11 protein-coding genes are annotated in these 15,004 nt (G+C 74.6%); 1 reads left to right on the plus strand and 10 read right to left on the minus strand.

All coding sequences use genetic code 11. The features are described 5' to 3' along the window. Positions 1-83 precede the first annotated feature (83 nt). From FHX78_RS22400 to FHX78_RS22425, 6 genes are all read right to left on the minus strand, one after another. The gene (locus FHX78_RS22400; protein WP_189908614.1) at positions 84-1,187 is read right to left on the minus strand and encodes a glutamate ABC transporter substrate-binding protein; all 1,104 of its coding nucleotides are present in this window, start codon (positions 1,185-1,187) and stop codon (positions 84-86) included. Between the two features lie 35 nt (positions 1,188-1,222). Further along, positions 1,223-2,662, minus strand: a complete 1,440-nt coding sequence (locus FHX78_RS22405) for a hypothetical protein (RefSeq protein WP_145869208.1) — start codon at positions 2,660-2,662, stop codon at positions 1,223-1,225. 320 nt (positions 2,663-2,982) lie between these two features. Next, positions 2,983-3,954 carry an N-acetylglucosamine kinase gene (locus FHX78_RS22410; protein ID WP_145869209.1) on the minus strand — a complete coding sequence of 324 codons (972 nt, stop codon included), beginning with the start codon at positions 3,952-3,954 and terminating at the stop codon, positions 2,983-2,985. Next, complete coding sequence (locus FHX78_RS22415) at positions 3,945-5,210, minus strand: 6-phospho-beta-glucosidase (protein WP_145869210.1); 1,266 nt, start codon at positions 5,208-5,210, stop codon at positions 3,945-3,947. Before FHX78_RS22415 ends, FHX78_RS22410 begins: the two co-directional genes overlap by 10 nt. 104 nt (positions 5,211-5,314) lie before the next feature. Continuing rightward, complete coding sequence (locus FHX78_RS22420) at positions 5,315-6,532, minus strand: ROK family transcriptional regulator (protein ID WP_145869211.1); 1,218 nt, start codon at positions 6,530-6,532, stop codon at positions 5,315-5,317. 310 nt (positions 6,533-6,842) lie between these two features. Next, positions 6,843-7,928 (minus strand): mechanosensitive ion channel family protein, encoded by a 1,086-nt coding sequence (locus tag FHX78_RS22425; protein WP_145869212.1) that lies wholly within the window; start codon positions 7,926-7,928, stop codon positions 6,843-6,845. Positions 7,929-8,243: 315 nt separating this feature from the next. On the opposite strand from FHX78_RS22425, the gene FHX78_RS22430 reads away from it, so the two are divergent. Continuing rightward, positions 8,244-8,780, plus strand: a complete 537-nt coding sequence (locus tag FHX78_RS22430) for an HNH endonuclease (RefSeq protein ID WP_125506459.1) — start codon at positions 8,244-8,246, stop codon at positions 8,778-8,780. Between the two features lie 344 nt (positions 8,781-9,124). On the opposite strand, the gene FHX78_RS22440 is transcribed toward FHX78_RS22430, so the two are convergent. The 4 genes from FHX78_RS22440 to FHX78_RS22455 all read right to left on the minus strand — a co-directional run bounded on the left by FHX78_RS22440 (position 9,125) and on the right by FHX78_RS22455 (position 14,748). Continuing rightward, positions 9,125-10,489, minus strand: coding sequence for an FtsX-like permease family protein (locus tag FHX78_RS22440; protein WP_145869213.1), 1,365 nt, complete (start codon positions 10,487-10,489; stop codon positions 9,125-9,127). Next, positions 10,486-11,184, minus strand: a complete 699-nt coding sequence (locus FHX78_RS22445) for an ABC transporter ATP-binding protein (RefSeq protein WP_145869214.1) — start codon at positions 11,182-11,184, stop codon at positions 10,486-10,488. The genes FHX78_RS22440 and FHX78_RS22445 overlap by 4 nt, the downstream gene beginning before the upstream one ends. Then, on the minus strand, positions 11,181-11,714 hold the full coding sequence (locus FHX78_RS22450; protein WP_145869215.1) for a PadR family transcriptional regulator: 534 nt from the start codon (positions 11,712-11,714) through the stop codon (positions 11,181-11,183). Before FHX78_RS22450 ends, FHX78_RS22445 begins: the two co-directional genes overlap by 4 nt. A gap of 139 nt (positions 11,715-11,853) precedes the next feature. Next, positions 11,854-14,748: a glycoside hydrolase family 84 protein gene (locus FHX78_RS22455; protein ID WP_229923986.1), complete on the minus strand. Its 2,895-nt coding sequence runs from the start codon at positions 14,746-14,748 to the stop codon at positions 11,854-11,856. Between the last annotated feature and the right edge of the window lie 256 nt (positions 14,749-15,004).

Raw genomic sequence — 15,004 nt, forward strand, 5'->3', positions numbered from 1 at the left:
CTCTCGCTGGGGTTGGGGGTGGGTGTTGTCGGTCTCGGGGGTGGGTGCCTTGTCTGCCCCGGTGGGGGTGGGGCGGTCGGGGATCAGCTCTTGCGGAGGTACTCCGGGGCCGGTGGCTCCGACCTGGAGGGGTCGTCCCCCAGGGTGGCCGACAGCCACCGCGTGTACGAGGCCTGCCAGCCGTCGGCGGTGTCCTCGCGGAAGTCCACCAGGATCCGGTTGACCCGGCGGACCAGGTCGTCCGCGTCCTTCCTCATCGCCACGCCGTAGTACTCGGTCGTGAACGCCTCGCCCTTGAGCTGCACCGTCGGATCCTGCGCGGCCTGGCTGGCCGCGAGCGCGCCGTCGGTGACCACCGCGTCCACCTCGCCCAGTTGCAGCCGCACCAGGCAGTCCAGCTGGTTGGGGACGGTGGTGCGGAGGTCGGCGGACTCCGGGAGACGGCCCGTCTCCTTGTCCTCGGCCAGCCGCGCGTACGCCGTCGAGCCCGCCGCCGTGCAGATCCTCCGGTCCGCGAGGGTCTCGTCGTACCCCTCGACCGGGGAGGACTTCGGGGCCAGGACCTGCTGGCCGGTCCTGAAGTACGGTGCGGAGAACGCCACGTCCTGGACGCGCGCGCAGTTGATCGTCATCGTGCGGACCACCATGTCGACCCGGCCGTCCTCGATCGCCGGGATGCGCTGGTCGGTCGGGATCGCCTTGAACTGGACCGCGTTGGGGTCGCCGAGTATGTCCTCGGCGATACGGTGCACCAGGTCGATGTCGAAGCCCTCCAGCGTGCCGCTCTCACCGCTGTTGGGGTTGCGGTAGCCCCAGCGGTAGCTGTTCTGGTCCACCCCGACGATCAGCTTGCGCTTCTCGCCCTCACGGCTCTTGATCGCCTCGATCGTGGGACCGTCGGCGTCGGAGGGGGGCAGGGTCTGCTTCTCCGGGGCGGTGCACTCCTCGTCCGCCTGTGCTTCCGTCTGCGCGGCGGGGGACAGGGACTGGCCGGCCGGCCGCGTGGCGGTGGGGGAGGGGGAGGTGGTGCAGGTCAGGAGCAGGGCGAGGACCAGTGCCACCGCGCAGGCGGTGGCCATCGCGCCCACGCCGCCCCAGCCCCTGAGGCGGGCCCGCAGGTGACGGGCCGCCCGTAGCCATGACTGTCGCGGGTGCGGGTGCGGGTGCGGGCGGTGTGGTGCGGTCATCCTCGGGGCCCCCTTCGGCAGTGGCGCGCGCCTCTTCACCGGTACTCCGACAGCCTGCGGCCGATGCCCAGTACGGCGCCTGCCGCGCCCAGTACGGCGAGGACGGCCGCGCCCAGCGGCAGGCCCGCCAGCGCGTCCCGGCCGTCACCCGCGGCCTGCTGGAACTCCCTCTCCTCGTGCGCCAGCGCGGTGGCCAGGTTCGCGTCCACGTTGTCGAAGCACTCGCCGGTCGCGCCCTCGGGTCCGATCACCATGGCCAGCGCCTGGTGGTAGTTGCCGTTCTCGTCCTCCTCGCGGGCGGCCTCGTGACGCTTCTTCCACTCCGTCATGTTGCCCAGCGCCGAGGTGACGGGGCGTGCGCCGCTGTCGTCGTCCGCCAGGTCCGCCGCGCGGGTCAGGCCCTCGGCGAGCGAGTCCATGTCGCGGTCGAAGTCGTGGTCGTAGGCGTCGAAGGTCTCGTCGCCGACCTTCGTCGTCTCGGCGCCCCGGGCCACCAGGGTCAGATTCTCGTTGCCCCGGGCCTTCAGGGAGGCGATGCGGGCGTCGTGCAGCACGTTGAGCGAGCGGACACCGTGGTCGTAGGAGTCGTCGAGGTTCGAGCGGGCCAGGGTGTGGCCGACGGTCAGCCAGAGCAGCACCACCGTCGCCGCCGCGGTGGCCGCGACCAGGCCGTGGTTGAACACCCGGTTGGTGCGCAGGTAGGTGCGGCGCTGGGCCCAGGCGAGCGCGGCCAGGGTGAGGACGCCGAGGGCGAGGGCGGGCCAGGGGTAGGGGGTCGCGTCCGCGTAGTCGGAGCGCAGGCGCTGGTTCTCCTTGGTGTAGAGGTCCTCCGCGGCCGGGAGCATCTCCTTCTGCATCTTCTCGTTCGCGTACCGCAGGTAGGCGCCGCCCACGGGGAAGCCCTGGCGGTTGTAGGTGCGGGCGCGTTCCACCAGGCCCTTGTACTCGGGCAGGAGGCGGTTGAGTTCGGTGATGGTCGCCGCGGACGGGGAGTCGGGGGCGGAGTTGGCCGCGGCGTTGACGAGTTTGGCGGCGGCGGTGCGGATGTCCTTCTCGTAGCGGTCCCTGGACGCGGCGGTCTCCTGACCGCCGGCGAGGAAGCCGCTGGACGCGGCGGTGTTGGCGTCCGCGAGGGAGCGGTAGATGTCGGCGGCGTCCGAGCTGAGGGGCTGGCTGCTGGTGAGGACGTCGTCCGCGGCGGCGGCCCTGTCGGTCATCTGCCAGGCGGTCAGGGCGCCGAAGGCGACGACGAGGGCGGCGAGGAGCGCGCCGATGACGCGGAGGCGGCCGGGTTCCGTGGTGGCGGCCTCGCGGAGGCGGGTGGCGCCCTCGGCGAACGCGGTGCGGCGTGGGGGTGGGGGCGGTGGGGGTGGGGTCGTGCCGGTGCCGGGGCCTGCACCGGTGCGGGTGGGTTGCGGGGGGAGGGTGGGCGTGGCGGTGCCCGGTGGGGCCGTGGTGCCCGGTGTGTGTGTCATGTGACCTCCCCCGTGGTCATCCTTCGCGGCAAGTATTGCCGCCGTGGCTGACATCTGCACCGGCCTTGGCACGATCTTGATCCGATTGCGGCGTGATGGCCGGGTATTTCGGCGGGACGTGCCGGGCCGCACCACCCCCTGCCCACGAACACGCCCGGGCCGTCTGTTCGGTTCCCGCGCATGCCTGCGGTACGGGGTTCGGCGGGGTGGGGGTGCGCGCGGCGCCCACGGGTGGGGGGTGGGGCGGGGCCGGGGCGGGGGTGGGTGCGGCGGCACCCCGGTGGTGCCGGGTTGCGCGACCTGCCCGACCCGCCCCCGGCTCACCGCTCGTACTGCCCGCGCAGCCGCTCGTGGGACTCCACGGGGGCCGCTATGTCGTCCAGGCCCAGGAGGGCCGCTCCCAGGACGGGGGCGGTGGTGACGGTCCGGGGGGCCGCCTTGGGGGCCCGTTCGGCGAGGAGGGCGTGGATCCGGTGGGTGAGCAGGGGGTGTTCGGCCGCCAGTACGCTGCCGCCCAGCAGGACGGGGGTCTCCTCCCCGAGGAGGTCCAGGCGGGTCAGTGCGACCGTCACCATCGTGACGATCTCCTCGGCCTGGCGGTCGACGATCGCCCGGGCCACCCCGTCGCCGTCGGCGGCGGTGGTGAAGAGGACCGGGGTCATCTCGTGACGGCGGTGCGGGGGCACCTGTTCGAGGTGCAGGGCCTCGATGAGGGCCGGCATGCCGGTCAGGCCGAAGTGGGCCGGGAGGGTGTGGGCCAGGGCGGTGGCCGGGCCGCGGCCGTCCTGGGCACGGGCGGCGTGCCACAGGGCCTCCTCGGCCAGGTGCCAGCCCCCGCCCCAGTCGCCGGAGATGCGCCCCAGCGCCGGGAAACGGGCCGTGCGGCCGTCCGGGCGCATGCCGACGCAGTTGATGCCGGCGCCGCAGACGACGGCCACGCCCCGGGGTTCGGTGACGCCGGCGCGCAGGACGGCGAACGTGTCGTTGCGGACCCGGGTGGTTGCACCCCAGGCGCGGGTGCTCAGTGCCTCGGTGAGCCGGTCCTCCTCGACGGGGAGGTCGGCGTTGGCCAGGCAGGCCGAGACATGGGCGACGGTGGGGGTGCCGGCGGCGGCGAGGGCCCGGGTGACGGTGGCCGTGAGGGTGCTCATCGCCGCCTCCAGGCCCACGGCGGGCGGGCGGAAACCGCCGCCCCTGGCCGTGGCCAGGACCGTGCCGTCGTGCGCGATGACCGCCACGTCGGTCTTGCTGTTGCCGGCGTCGATGGCCAGGACGCCCGCGGTCAGGCCCACGTGAGGTGCTCCCGGTTGTGTGCGACGAGGGCGTCGGTGAGGTGCTCGGCGTACTCGTACTGGGCGATCAGGGGATGCGCGAGGAGGGCGCGGAGGACGCGGTCCCGGGTGCCGTGCAGGGCCGCTTCCAGGGCCAGGTCCTCGTACGCGGTGACGTTGGCCATCAGGCCGGCGAAGAGCGGGTCGACGGGGGCCACGGGGAGCGGGGTCGCGCCCTTGGGGCCCACGGTCGCCTGGACCTCGATGACCGCGTCGTCGGGGAGGAAGGGCAGGGTGCCCTTGTTGTACGTGTTGACGACCTGGTGGGGGGAGCCGGCGCCGCGGAGCAGGGCCGCCGCCAGGTCGACGGCCGCCTCGGAGTAGTAGGCGCCGCCCCGTTGGGACAGCAGGGCCGGTTTCTCGGCGAGGGCCGGGTCGGCGTAGAGGGCCAGGAGGCGGCGTTCCATGTCGGCCACCTCGGCGGCGCGGGAGGGCTTGGTGCGCTGTTCCCGTACGACGGTGTCGTGCGCGTAGAAGTAGCGCAGGTAGTAGGACGGGACGACGCCCAGGTGGTCCAGGAGGGGGCGGGGGAGGTGCAGGTCGGCGGCGATCGTGTCGCCGTGGGCGGCCAGGAGGTGGGGGAGGACGTCCTCGCCGTCCGGGCCTCCCCGGCGGACCGCCGTCTCCCAGGTGAGGTGGTTCAGGCCCACGTGGTCCAGGTGGATGTCGGTGGGGTCGGAGCCCAGGAGCGCCGCGAACTTGCGCTGGAGGCCGATCGCCACGTTGCACAGGCCCAGTGCCTTGTGGCCCGCCTGGAGCAGGGCCCGGGTGACGATGCCGACGGGGTTGGTGAAGTCGATGATCCACGCGTCGGGGCTGGCGCGGCGGACCCGGTCGGCGATGTCCAGGACGACCGGGACCGTGCGCAGCGCCTTGGCCAGACCGCCCGCGCCGGTCGTCTCCTGGCCGACGCAGCCGCAGTCCAGGGGCCACGTCTCGTCGTTCAGGCGGGCGGCCTGGCCGCCGACGCGGAGCTGGAGGAGGACCGCGTCCGCGCCGTCGACCGCCGCGTCCAGGTCGGTGGTGGTGGTGATGGTGCCCGGGTGGCCCAGGCGGGTGAAGATGCGGCGGGACAGGGCGCCGATCAGCTCCAGCCGGTCCGTCGCCGGGTCGGTGAGGACCAGCTCGGTGAGCGGGAGCGTGTCCCTCAGACGGGCGAAGCCGTCGATGAGTTCGGGGGTGTAGGTCGACCCTCCGCCGACCACGGTGAGTTTCATAGTCATCCCTTTGCTCCGGTGAGGGTGACACCCTCGGCGAACGCCTTCTGGGCGAGGAAGAGGACGAGGAAGAGGAAGAGGGTCACGGGTCATGACCCGTACCACTAGCGGGTGGTGTCGAAGACCTCGTCACGGGTGGCCGCCAGCGCGCTCTCCAGTGCGCCGCGCAGTACGGGGTGCTCGCGGACGTCGCCCACGACGAGGCGGGGGCGGGGGGCGGCCAGTTCCTCCAGTTCGGCCTGGACCAGCGCGCGCAGCACCTCGCCGCCGGCGGTGAGGCCGGTGCCGCTGAGCACGACGAGTTCGGGGTCGAGGACGGAGACCAGGGAGGCCAGACCGGTGGCCAGGCGGGTGGCGTAGGCGCGCAGCAGGCGGTGGTGGGGCTCGTCGTCGTCCGGGGCCGCCGCGGCCCGCTCGATGAGGGCGGCGGCCACCTCCGGGTACGGGCCGCGCGGGATGTCCTCGATGCCGAGCTCGCGCGCCAGCACCGGGACGGCCTGGGAGCCGGCCAGCTCCTGGTAGCCGCCGCTGTTGGCCCTGGTGACCTGGCGGACCAGGGGCGCGCCCGGCACCGGCAGGAAGCCGACCTCGCCGGCGCCGCCGGTCCAGCCCCGGTGCAGCCGGCCGCCGAGCACCAGGGCGGCGCCCAGGCCCTCCTGGTTCCACAGCAGGACGAAGTCGGTGTGGTTCCGGGCCGCGCCGAGGCGCTGCTCGGCGAGGGCGACCAGATTGACGTCGTTCTCGTACTCGAACGGCATCGGCAGCGCGGCGGCGAGTTCGCCGAGCAGCGTGGGGGAGTGCCAGCCGGGCAGGTGGGAGGCGTAGCGCAGCCGGCCGGTGTGCGGGTCGAAGGCGCCCGGTGTCCCGATGACCAGGCGGTGGATGTCGGCGCGGGACAGTCCCGCCGCCTTCACCGCGCCGTCCAGGGCGTCGGTGACCTGCTGGACGACGGGGGCGGCGGAGCGGCGGCCGGGGGCGGGCAGTTCGTGGTGGCCGACCGTGCGGCCGGTGACGTCGGCGACGGCGGCGCGGATCCGCTGCGGCGTGACGTCGAGCCCGGCGGCGTACGCGGCGGCCGGGTTGACCTCGTACAGCTGGGCGTTGGGGCCCGGGCGGCCCTCGGTGGTGCCGGTGGCGAGGACCAGTCCGGCCGCTTCCAGGCGGGCCAGCAGCTGGGAGGCGGTCGGCTTGGACAGGCCGGTGAGCTTGCCGATGCGGGTGCGCGACAGCGGGCCGTGCTCCAGCAGGAGGTCCAGGGCGGTGCGGTCGTTCATGGCGCGCAGCACCCGCGGGGTGCCCGGCGTACCGGCGGTTCCTGCCATCGGGTGCGACACCTGCCCTTCGTCGGCTGCCCAGCTTCTCAGCGGCCGGTGCGGGGCGTCCATCCCGGGCCGGGCGCCGACCGGAGGTTCTGTTAGGAAAGTTTCCTGTTGGATGGGGGGAACGTAAGCCCGGCGCGGAGGGAGCGTCAAGAGGGCCGGTGGGGAGGGTGGAGGAGGGGGACGGGAGAGGGCGGGGACGGAAGAGGGCCGGGGCGGAAGAGGGCCGGAACGGGAGTAGGCCGGGACGGGAGAGGGCGGCACCCGGGAGTTCCGGGTGCCGCCCTCTTCGGCCGGCGGGGTGCGCCGGTGGCTACTTCGTGGTGCTCGGCGGGGGCAGGGGGGAAGCCGCCGCCGACTGCGGGGAGATGGAGCTGGAGTACACGGACGGGGGCGCGACGCCCGCCGTCGGGTCGGCGGCCTCCGTGGCCTCCGCGGCCGTGGCACCGCCGACGATGCGGATGCCCCGGGCGTCGAAGGCGCGCTTGACGCGCCAGCGCAGCTCCCGCTCCACGGTGAGCGACTTGCCGGGCATGGTCTTCGCGGAGACGCGGACCACCATCGAGTCCAGCAGCACCGAGTCCAGACCGAGCACCTCAATGGGGCTCCACAGGAGCTCGTTCCAGGGCTCCTCCTTGCCCATCTTCTCGGCGACCTCGACCAGCGTGGCCTTCACCCGGTCCAGGTCCTCGTCGTAACGGACCGTGACGTCGACGTGGGCGGTCGCCCAGCCCTGGGAGAGGTTGCCGATCCGCTTGACCTCGCCGTTGCGGACGTACCAGATCTCGCCGTTGTCACCGCGCAGCTTGGTCACCCGCAGCCCGACCTCGATCACCTCGCCGGAGGCCACGCCCGCGTCGACGGTGTCGCCGACGCCGTACTGGTCCTCCAGGATCATGAACACGCCGGAGAGGAAGTCCGTCACCAGGTTGCGCGCGCCGAAGCCGATCGCCACACCGGCGACACCGGCCGACGCCAGCAGCGGCGCCAGGTTGATCTGGAAGGTGCCGAGGACCATCAGCGCGGCGGTGCCCAGGATCACGAACGACGCCACCGAGCGCAGCACCGAGCCGATCGCCTGCGAGCGCTGGCGGCGCCGCTCGGCGTTGACCAGCAGGCCGCCGAGCCCGGTGCCGTCCACCGCCTGACCGGTGCGGGACATCCGGTCGACCAGCTTGGTGATCGCCCGCCGCACCACGACGCGCAGCACCATCGCTATCACCAGGATCAGCAGGACCCGCAGCCCGATCGCGAGCCACGTCGACCAGTTCTCCTCCACCCAGCCGGCGGCGTTGGTGGCGCTCTCCTGGGCGTCCTGCAGCGAGGGCACCCGGGGTGTCCCGGACTCCGTGGGTGTCGGCGACGGGTCGGCGGCCGACAGGACGGCGGACAAGGACACGGCAGGTACCTCCAGGTGCACAAGCTGCCCCGGTGCGGCGAGTCAAGGCCGGTGAGGTCACGGAAGGGTCACCGGTAGGGGCAGAACCACCACACTAACGGGGCATTGTGGGGGAACCGGCGGCTCGCGTGAAGAAGAGACAGGCCTCACCCGTGCTTGAACAGGCCATGATCCTGGGGATGAATCGGGATGTGGTCGAAAACACTCTCAGCCCGTTACCGGGACATGGTGGCGCTTCCACCAGGCATGAGGGGAGACTGACTACGGATCGTCCCGGCGCGAGCCACGCGCCGCCGGCGTACAAGGAGGCCGTCCGTGCCGCATGTCCTGGTCCTCAACGCGTCGTACGAGCCACTCGGCGTCGTACCGCTCCGCCGCGCGCTCGTGCTCGTCCTCGAGAACAAGGCAGTCTGCCTCGAGGAGACCGGCGCCTATCTGCACAGCGCGACCGTCACAGTCCCCGCACCCAGCGTGGTCCGGCTCAAGCGATTCGTGCGGGTTCCCTACCGGGGGCCCGTTCCTCTGACCCGTCGGGCGCTGTTCGCCCGTGACGGGGGCCGGTGCATGTACTGCGGTGGCGTCGCAACCAGCGTCGACCACGTCATCCCGCGCAGCCGCGGGGGCAAGCACGTCTGGGACAACGTGGTGGCCTCCTGCCGCCGCTGCAACCACGTGAAGGCCGACCGCCACCTGATCGAGCTGGGCTGGCGCCTGCGCCACAAACCGGCTCCGCCCACCGGACTGGCCTGGCGCATCATCGGCACCGGCCATAGGGACCCGCGCTGGCTGCCCTACCTGCAGCCGTACGGCGCGGACGACGCGATGGCCCGGATCGACGGCATCTCCGCCTGACGACGATCCGGGCCCTTTGCGTGGGGCATCCGTGCGGTGGCGTAGCGGCGCGACGACGCTGTGGCGCAATGGCCGATCGGCGCATTGGCGCATCGGCGCATCGGCGCATCGGCGTATTGGCCCGGCGGGCGTTGGGTGCGTGGTGCGCCGGGCGTGCGGGGCGTGTTCGGTGCGCCGGGCGTGCGCGTGTGCTCCATGCGGGTCACACCGGTCACACCGGTCACATCCGCCACGCCGGGCATGCCGGTCACGCGGTCACTTCCATCACCCCGGCGGCACCGGCCCGCGTGCCGCGCAGCCCCCGGCCGGCCCCGGGAACCCCCGTCCCCCGGGGCCGGACGTGTTCAGGCGTACCGCAGCTCCGCCGGGTGGATCGTGCGGCGCAGCAGGGGCAGGGCGGTGGTGGCGGCCAGCAGGCAGGCCGCGTAGACCGCCGGGGGCACCAGCAGCGACGTCCACGGCAGCGACCAGCCGCCGCCGTCGGCGAACAGGGCGTACGCGAAGCCGATGGCCGCGCCCCCGGCGCCCGCGAGCAGCACCGCCGGCGCCAGCGGCAGGGCCGTCTCCAGGAGCAGCGCCCGGCCGAGCACCGCCCGCGGCACACCGGCCGCGGCCTGCGCGGCCAGGCCCCGGCGGCGGTTCGCCAGCGACTCGGCGGTGCCGACGGCGAGACCCGACAGGGTGATCGCCAGGGCGACCGCGATGGCGACGGCCGTCAGGTCGAGGCCGGTGGTGTAGAAGGACCGGCCCTCCGCGAGGTGCTTCCGCGAGTCCAGCACCTCCAGGAGCATCTGCCGCACGCCCACGAACCCCGTGCCCACCACCGTCACCAGCAGCACCGCCGCGTGCGTGCGCGCCGCCGCCCAAGGGTCGTCGCGCAGCCGTTCCGCCGCGATCAGCGTGGCCGCCGAGCGCGCCCGGGCGGCGAGCACCCGCCCGGTGAGCCGCGCCGCGGCCCCCGACAGCCAGATCGCCCCCGCCCCGACCGCCACGACCGCGCCCAGCACCATCAGCGGGGGCGGCGGGCCGGGCCGGTACGGCCCACCCGAGGACGTGACGGCCACCGCGAGCACCGCGGCCGCCGCCAGCAGCAGCACGCCCGCCAGGAACAGCAGCCCCGGCCCCCGTCCCGTACGCGGGCCGGAGCGCCGCACCCGGCCGAGCGGGGAGGTCACCACCCGGCGCAGCGCCAGCGCGCCCGCCGCCGCGCCGAGCGCCGGCACACCGGCGGCGACCAGGACGACCCCGGCCCAGGCCGGCGCCGTCGGGTCGTCCCACAGGCGCAGCAGGAGCAGCACCGAGAAGACGGTGGCGACGGCCGAGCCGAGCAGACCGGCCAGCCCGGTCTCCAGCGCGGCGATCCGCCGCACCTGCCAGGGCGTCGCCCCGGCCAGCCGCAGTCCGGCCAGCCGGCGGTCGCGGTGGACGGCGCCGATGCGGGCGCACTGGCCGAGGAACCCGAGGACCGGCACCAGCAGGAGCAGCAGGGTGACGATCGCCCCCGCGCGGGTGCCCGGCTGGTCCAGCAGGCCCGCGCCGACGGACACGTGGTGGCTGCCGCGCAGGCCGGCCAGGCTGACGGCGGCCAGCGCGAGCCCGGTCGCGAGCGCCGCGCCGGTCGCGGTGAGGGTGATCCGCCACCACTCACGCCGGTCGGAGCCACGGGTCAGCTGCCAGGCCAGCCGCAGATCGGAGCCGAGGGAGGTCATGCCGTCACCTCCAGCGACGTGACCGCGCCGTCCCGCAGCCGCACTTCGCGGTCCGCGTACGCCGCCACCTGCGCGTCGTGCGTGATCAGCAGCACCGCCGTGCCGGCCTCGCGGGCCGTGTGCACCAGGGCCGACATCACCTGCTCGCCCGCGAGCGAGTCCAGCGCGCCGGTCGGCTCGTCCGCGAAGACCACGCTCGGTCCGGTGACGAGGGCGCGGGCCAGCGCGGCCCGCTGCGCCTGGCCGCCGCTCATCTCGCCGGGCCGCAGCTCCCCCTGTCCGCGCACCCCGAACCGCTCCAGCCACTCCCCGGCCGCCGCCCGTGCCGCGCGCCGGTCGGTGCCGGCCAGCATCAGCGGCAGCGCCACGTTGTCCAGCGCGGTCAGCTCCGGGACCAGCTGGCCGAACTGAAACAGCACCCCGAAGTCGGTGCGCCGCAGCTCGCTCAGCCGGCTCTCCGGCAGTTCCTCCAGCCGCCGGCCGGCGTACGTCACCGACCCCTGGTCCGGGCGGACGATCCCGGACAGGCAGTGAGCCAGCGTCGACTTGCCGCTGCCGCTGGCGCCGGTCACCGCGAGGATCTCCCCGGCGTACAGCTCCACCGAGACGCCGCGCAGCGCCTCGGTCCTGCCGTACGCCTTGACCAGCCCCCGGCCCGCGAGCAGCGGACCCGTCGTGTTGTCCCCGATGCTCATGCTGTGTCGACCTCCGCGGTCAGGTTGGTGAGCCGGGCCGCCGTGGTCGTCATCCAACGGAGGTCGGCGTCCAGGTGATTGAGGGCGAAGTCCGCCGAGAGCACGGTCGCCAGGTCCGCGCCCCGCGCCGCCTTCACCGCGGTGAGCTCCCGCATCCGCTCCATGTGGGCGGTGCGCTGGGCGCGCAGGTAGGCGGCCGGGTCGCCGCCGGACAGGATCGACACCACGACCTTGGCGAAGATCTCGTTCGTCACGAACGGCGCGGGCGGGGCGATCTCCCCGGCCCAGCGGGACAGTTCGGCCGTCCCGTCGTCCGTGGTGCGGTACGTCGTCCGCTCCGGGCCGCCGTCCGAGTCGGTGCCGTCGACCTCGGCCAGTCCGTCCCGGACCAGGCGTTGCAGGGTCGTGTAGACCTGCCCGTAGGCCAGCGGGCGGGCTTGCGGGAAGCGTTCGTCGTGGCGTCGCTTGAGGTCGTAGCCATGGCTCGGCCCCGAGGCGAGCAGGCCCAGCAGGATGTGGCGGGTGCTCATGACCGTCATTATGTACTGAGTACATGTACTGAGTGAATAGTGGGGCGTCGAAAAGATCCACGGGCGCATGGGCGCACAGGCGTGCGGCGGGAGCCGCGGACGGTGACGGTGGCGGTGGCGGTGACGGGAAGGGCGCGGCTCAGTCGGCGACCGCGTACGCCTCCACCGACCACAGGGAGTAGCCGTACCGGGTGGCCCGCTTCTCTCCCCGGACGCGCAGGTGACGGACGTCGGGCTCGTCCATGCGGACGGTCTCCCGCCCGCCCTCGCTGTCCCGGACGGCCGCCGCGGTGCGCCAGGTGCGGCCGTCCGCCGAGACCTCCACGCGGTACGCCGACGGGTGCGCCTCCTGCCAGTGCAGCGCCACCTTCCCCAGCCGCACCGGCCGCTCCAGCTCGACCTGCCACCAGGCGTCGTCGTCGACCGGGGACGACCAGCGCGTGGCCGGGTCGCCGTCGTTCGCCGCCGAGGCCGGGAAGTCGGGCGTCTCGTCGGCCGAGGAGCCCGCCCGGCCGCCGCGGGCCAGATCGGGGCCCCCGGTGCGCGGAACCGCGTGCACCGTCAGGGTGCGGGTCACCCCGCCGAAGCCGAGCCGGACGTCGTACGGCCCGGCCGGCGTGCCCGGCTCCACCGTCACCTCGACCGGCACCTCCACCGGCGTGCCGCGCGGCACGGCCAGCGCCTCCTTCGGCACCCGGACCTCCACGCCGCCCGGCGCCGTCACGGTCAGCCTGCCGCGCGCCTCCTCGGGGCGCAGCGAGCCGAGGGTGACCGTCAGCCGCGTGGTCGCGCCGATGTCGGCGTCCGTGCGCTCCTCCGGCAGCTCCAGGGAGGCGGCGGGCGCGTCCGCGAACCACGGGACCAGGTGCCGCACCCGGGCGGGGTCGGCGCCGGTGACCCGGACGGCGTCGGCCGGGGCGCCGCCGGCCCGCAGCTCGGTGGCGCCCGACGCCGACAGCGCGCCGAGGCCGCGCCACCCCCGGTCCGCCGTGCGGACCTCCACGGTGCCCCGCGTGCCCGGATCGGTGAGGACCGTCACGGCGTGCAGCGCGCGGGCGCGCGGGAGGTGGAGCGCGCGGTCCCCGGCCGGGCGTGCGGGCGGCTCGTGGCCGAGGCCCGCCCAGCTCTCGTACGCCTTCCGCGCCCGGCTCAGGAACGGGTCCAGCACGCCCTTGCCGACCGTCACCCGGGCGGACGCCAGTCGTTCCCGCTGCCCGCTCAGGCTCCGGTACGCCGTCCAGGCCGCGCCCGCGTCCCCGGCGTGCTGGGCGTCCAGCATGTCCAGGGCGGCCGTGCCGGCGTCGCCGTAGCGGGCCAGCCGTTCGCTCCAGGGGGCCACCTCGGCGGCGAGCGGGGTGCCCGACAGGCGCCCCGGCAGCTCGCGCAGGACCGTGAAGGCGGCGCGCAACCGCTGGGCCGCCGCGGCCGCGTCCTTGCTCCGGGGGGCCGCGCGCGTGCGCCAGAACTCCTCCAGCAGCGGACGCAGGTACGCCGACTCCTCGCCGCCCAGCACCGAGGACGCGTCGTTCCCGGCGAGCGCGGTCAGGGCCTCCAGTCGCCGGGCGTCACCCCCGGCGAGGTCGGCGATCGCGGCCCGCCAGGACTCCTGGGGGCGGTAGTCGCGCGGGTTCCAGGCGAAGTCGGCTGCGGTGAACAGGGGGATGCGGGACGCCTCCGGCTGCTCCATCGCGTTGGCGAGCAGCCCCGCCGAACCGGCGGCCACGGCCGGCTCACGGCCCTGGTAGGGGCCGAGGAAGATCCGGCCGGGCGCGTAGTCGTTCACCGGGTAGTTGTCCATGGTCACCAGGGGATGCCCGAACACCTGCCGCGCCTCGGCCAGTTCGCCTCCCGTGATGGTGCGTGGCACCACCCCGACCCCGGTCCACGCCACCTCCACACCCGGGTCCAGGGCCCGGGAGAGCGCCCGCCGGTACGCGGTCGAGCCGTCCTCGTAGTACTCGGTGGGCATCAGGGACAGGGCCGCCGCACCGGGGTGGCGCCCGGCCAGGTGGCGGGCGACCGCGTTGGCCACCCGCGCCTGGGCGCGGGCGGCGGCCCCGGGTCCCGATCCGAACCGGTCGGCGTCCGCCCCGCAGTGCCACTCGCTGTAGCTGACGTCCTGGAACTGGAGCTGGAAGGCGCGGAAGCCCAGCGCCCACATCGCGTCCAGCTTGCGGGTCAGCGCGCGCAGGTCGTCGTCCGAGGCGAAGCACATCGCCTGGCCGGGAGCCACCGCCCAGCCGAGGGTGACGTGGTGGTGCCGCGCCCGCTCGGCCAGCTCCCGGAACTCCGCCCGCCGCTCGGCCGGATACGGCTCCCGCCAGCGGGCCTGCCGGTGGAGGTCGTCGCCGGGCGCGTAGAGGTATCGGTTCTGCTTGGTGCGGCCCATGAAGTCCAGTTGAGCCAGCCGCTGTTCGTGGGTCCACGGGGTGCCGTAGAAGCCCTCGGTGATGCCGCGCACGGCGGTGCCGGGCCAGTCGCGTACGACGGCGGCGGCCAGGCGGCCGTCGGGGCGCAGGAGCTGCCGCAGCGTCTGCACGGCGTGGAACAGCCCGTCGCCGTCCGCGCCGGTGAGGGTGACGGCCTCCGCGCCGGTGGTCAGCGTGTAGCCGCCGGCCGGAAGGGCGCGCCGGGGGTCGCCGGAGGCGCGTTCAGCACCGACGCGCACTACGAGCGCCCCCTCGGGCACCTGTGCGCCGGGAGCGGTGAACCGGCGCGCCCCGGCCTCCCGCAGCAGCGCCCGGAGCGCGTCGAGGGTGGGGGCGTCGGCCGTCGCGTCGGCGATCAGCGCGACCTCGTCGGTCACCTCGACCGGGGCGCCGTTCGCGCGCAGGGAATGGGGGCGCGGCCACACGGACAGGTCCGCGGCCCCGGTGGTCTCGGGGGCGGTGGGCGCGGTCGTCCCCGGCGCTGTCGTCCCCGGCGCGGGCGGCGCCGCCACGGCGGCGGGCGCGGCGCCGAAGGCCCCCGCGAGGACCGCGAACGCGAGGGCCGCCCTTCCGGCGGCCGCCGTCCTGCCACCCCGCAGCTGCACCGGGCCTCCTGGTTGCTCGACGGGCCACCGCCCGGCGGCCGTGTCCATTCCGTTATCGAGAGGGCATGAGCCCACCACTTCTGCGGTGAACGTGTCAATGACGGTGGCCGTTGTGGCGTATTTGTCCCACTGTGGAGTGAGGGGAGGGGAAGAGAATGTGACCAAGAGCACGTTGCGCGGCTTTGTGCGTCTGCCCGCGCGCCCGCTGGGTAGGGCTGCGACATGAGCCGCACCCCGCTACCCGGCCCCTCCGGGC

The organism is Streptomyces capillispiralis (genome assembly GCF_007829875.1).
Classification (GTDB): domain Bacteria; phylum Actinomycetota; class Actinomycetes; order Streptomycetales; family Streptomycetaceae; genus Streptomyces; species Streptomyces capillispiralis.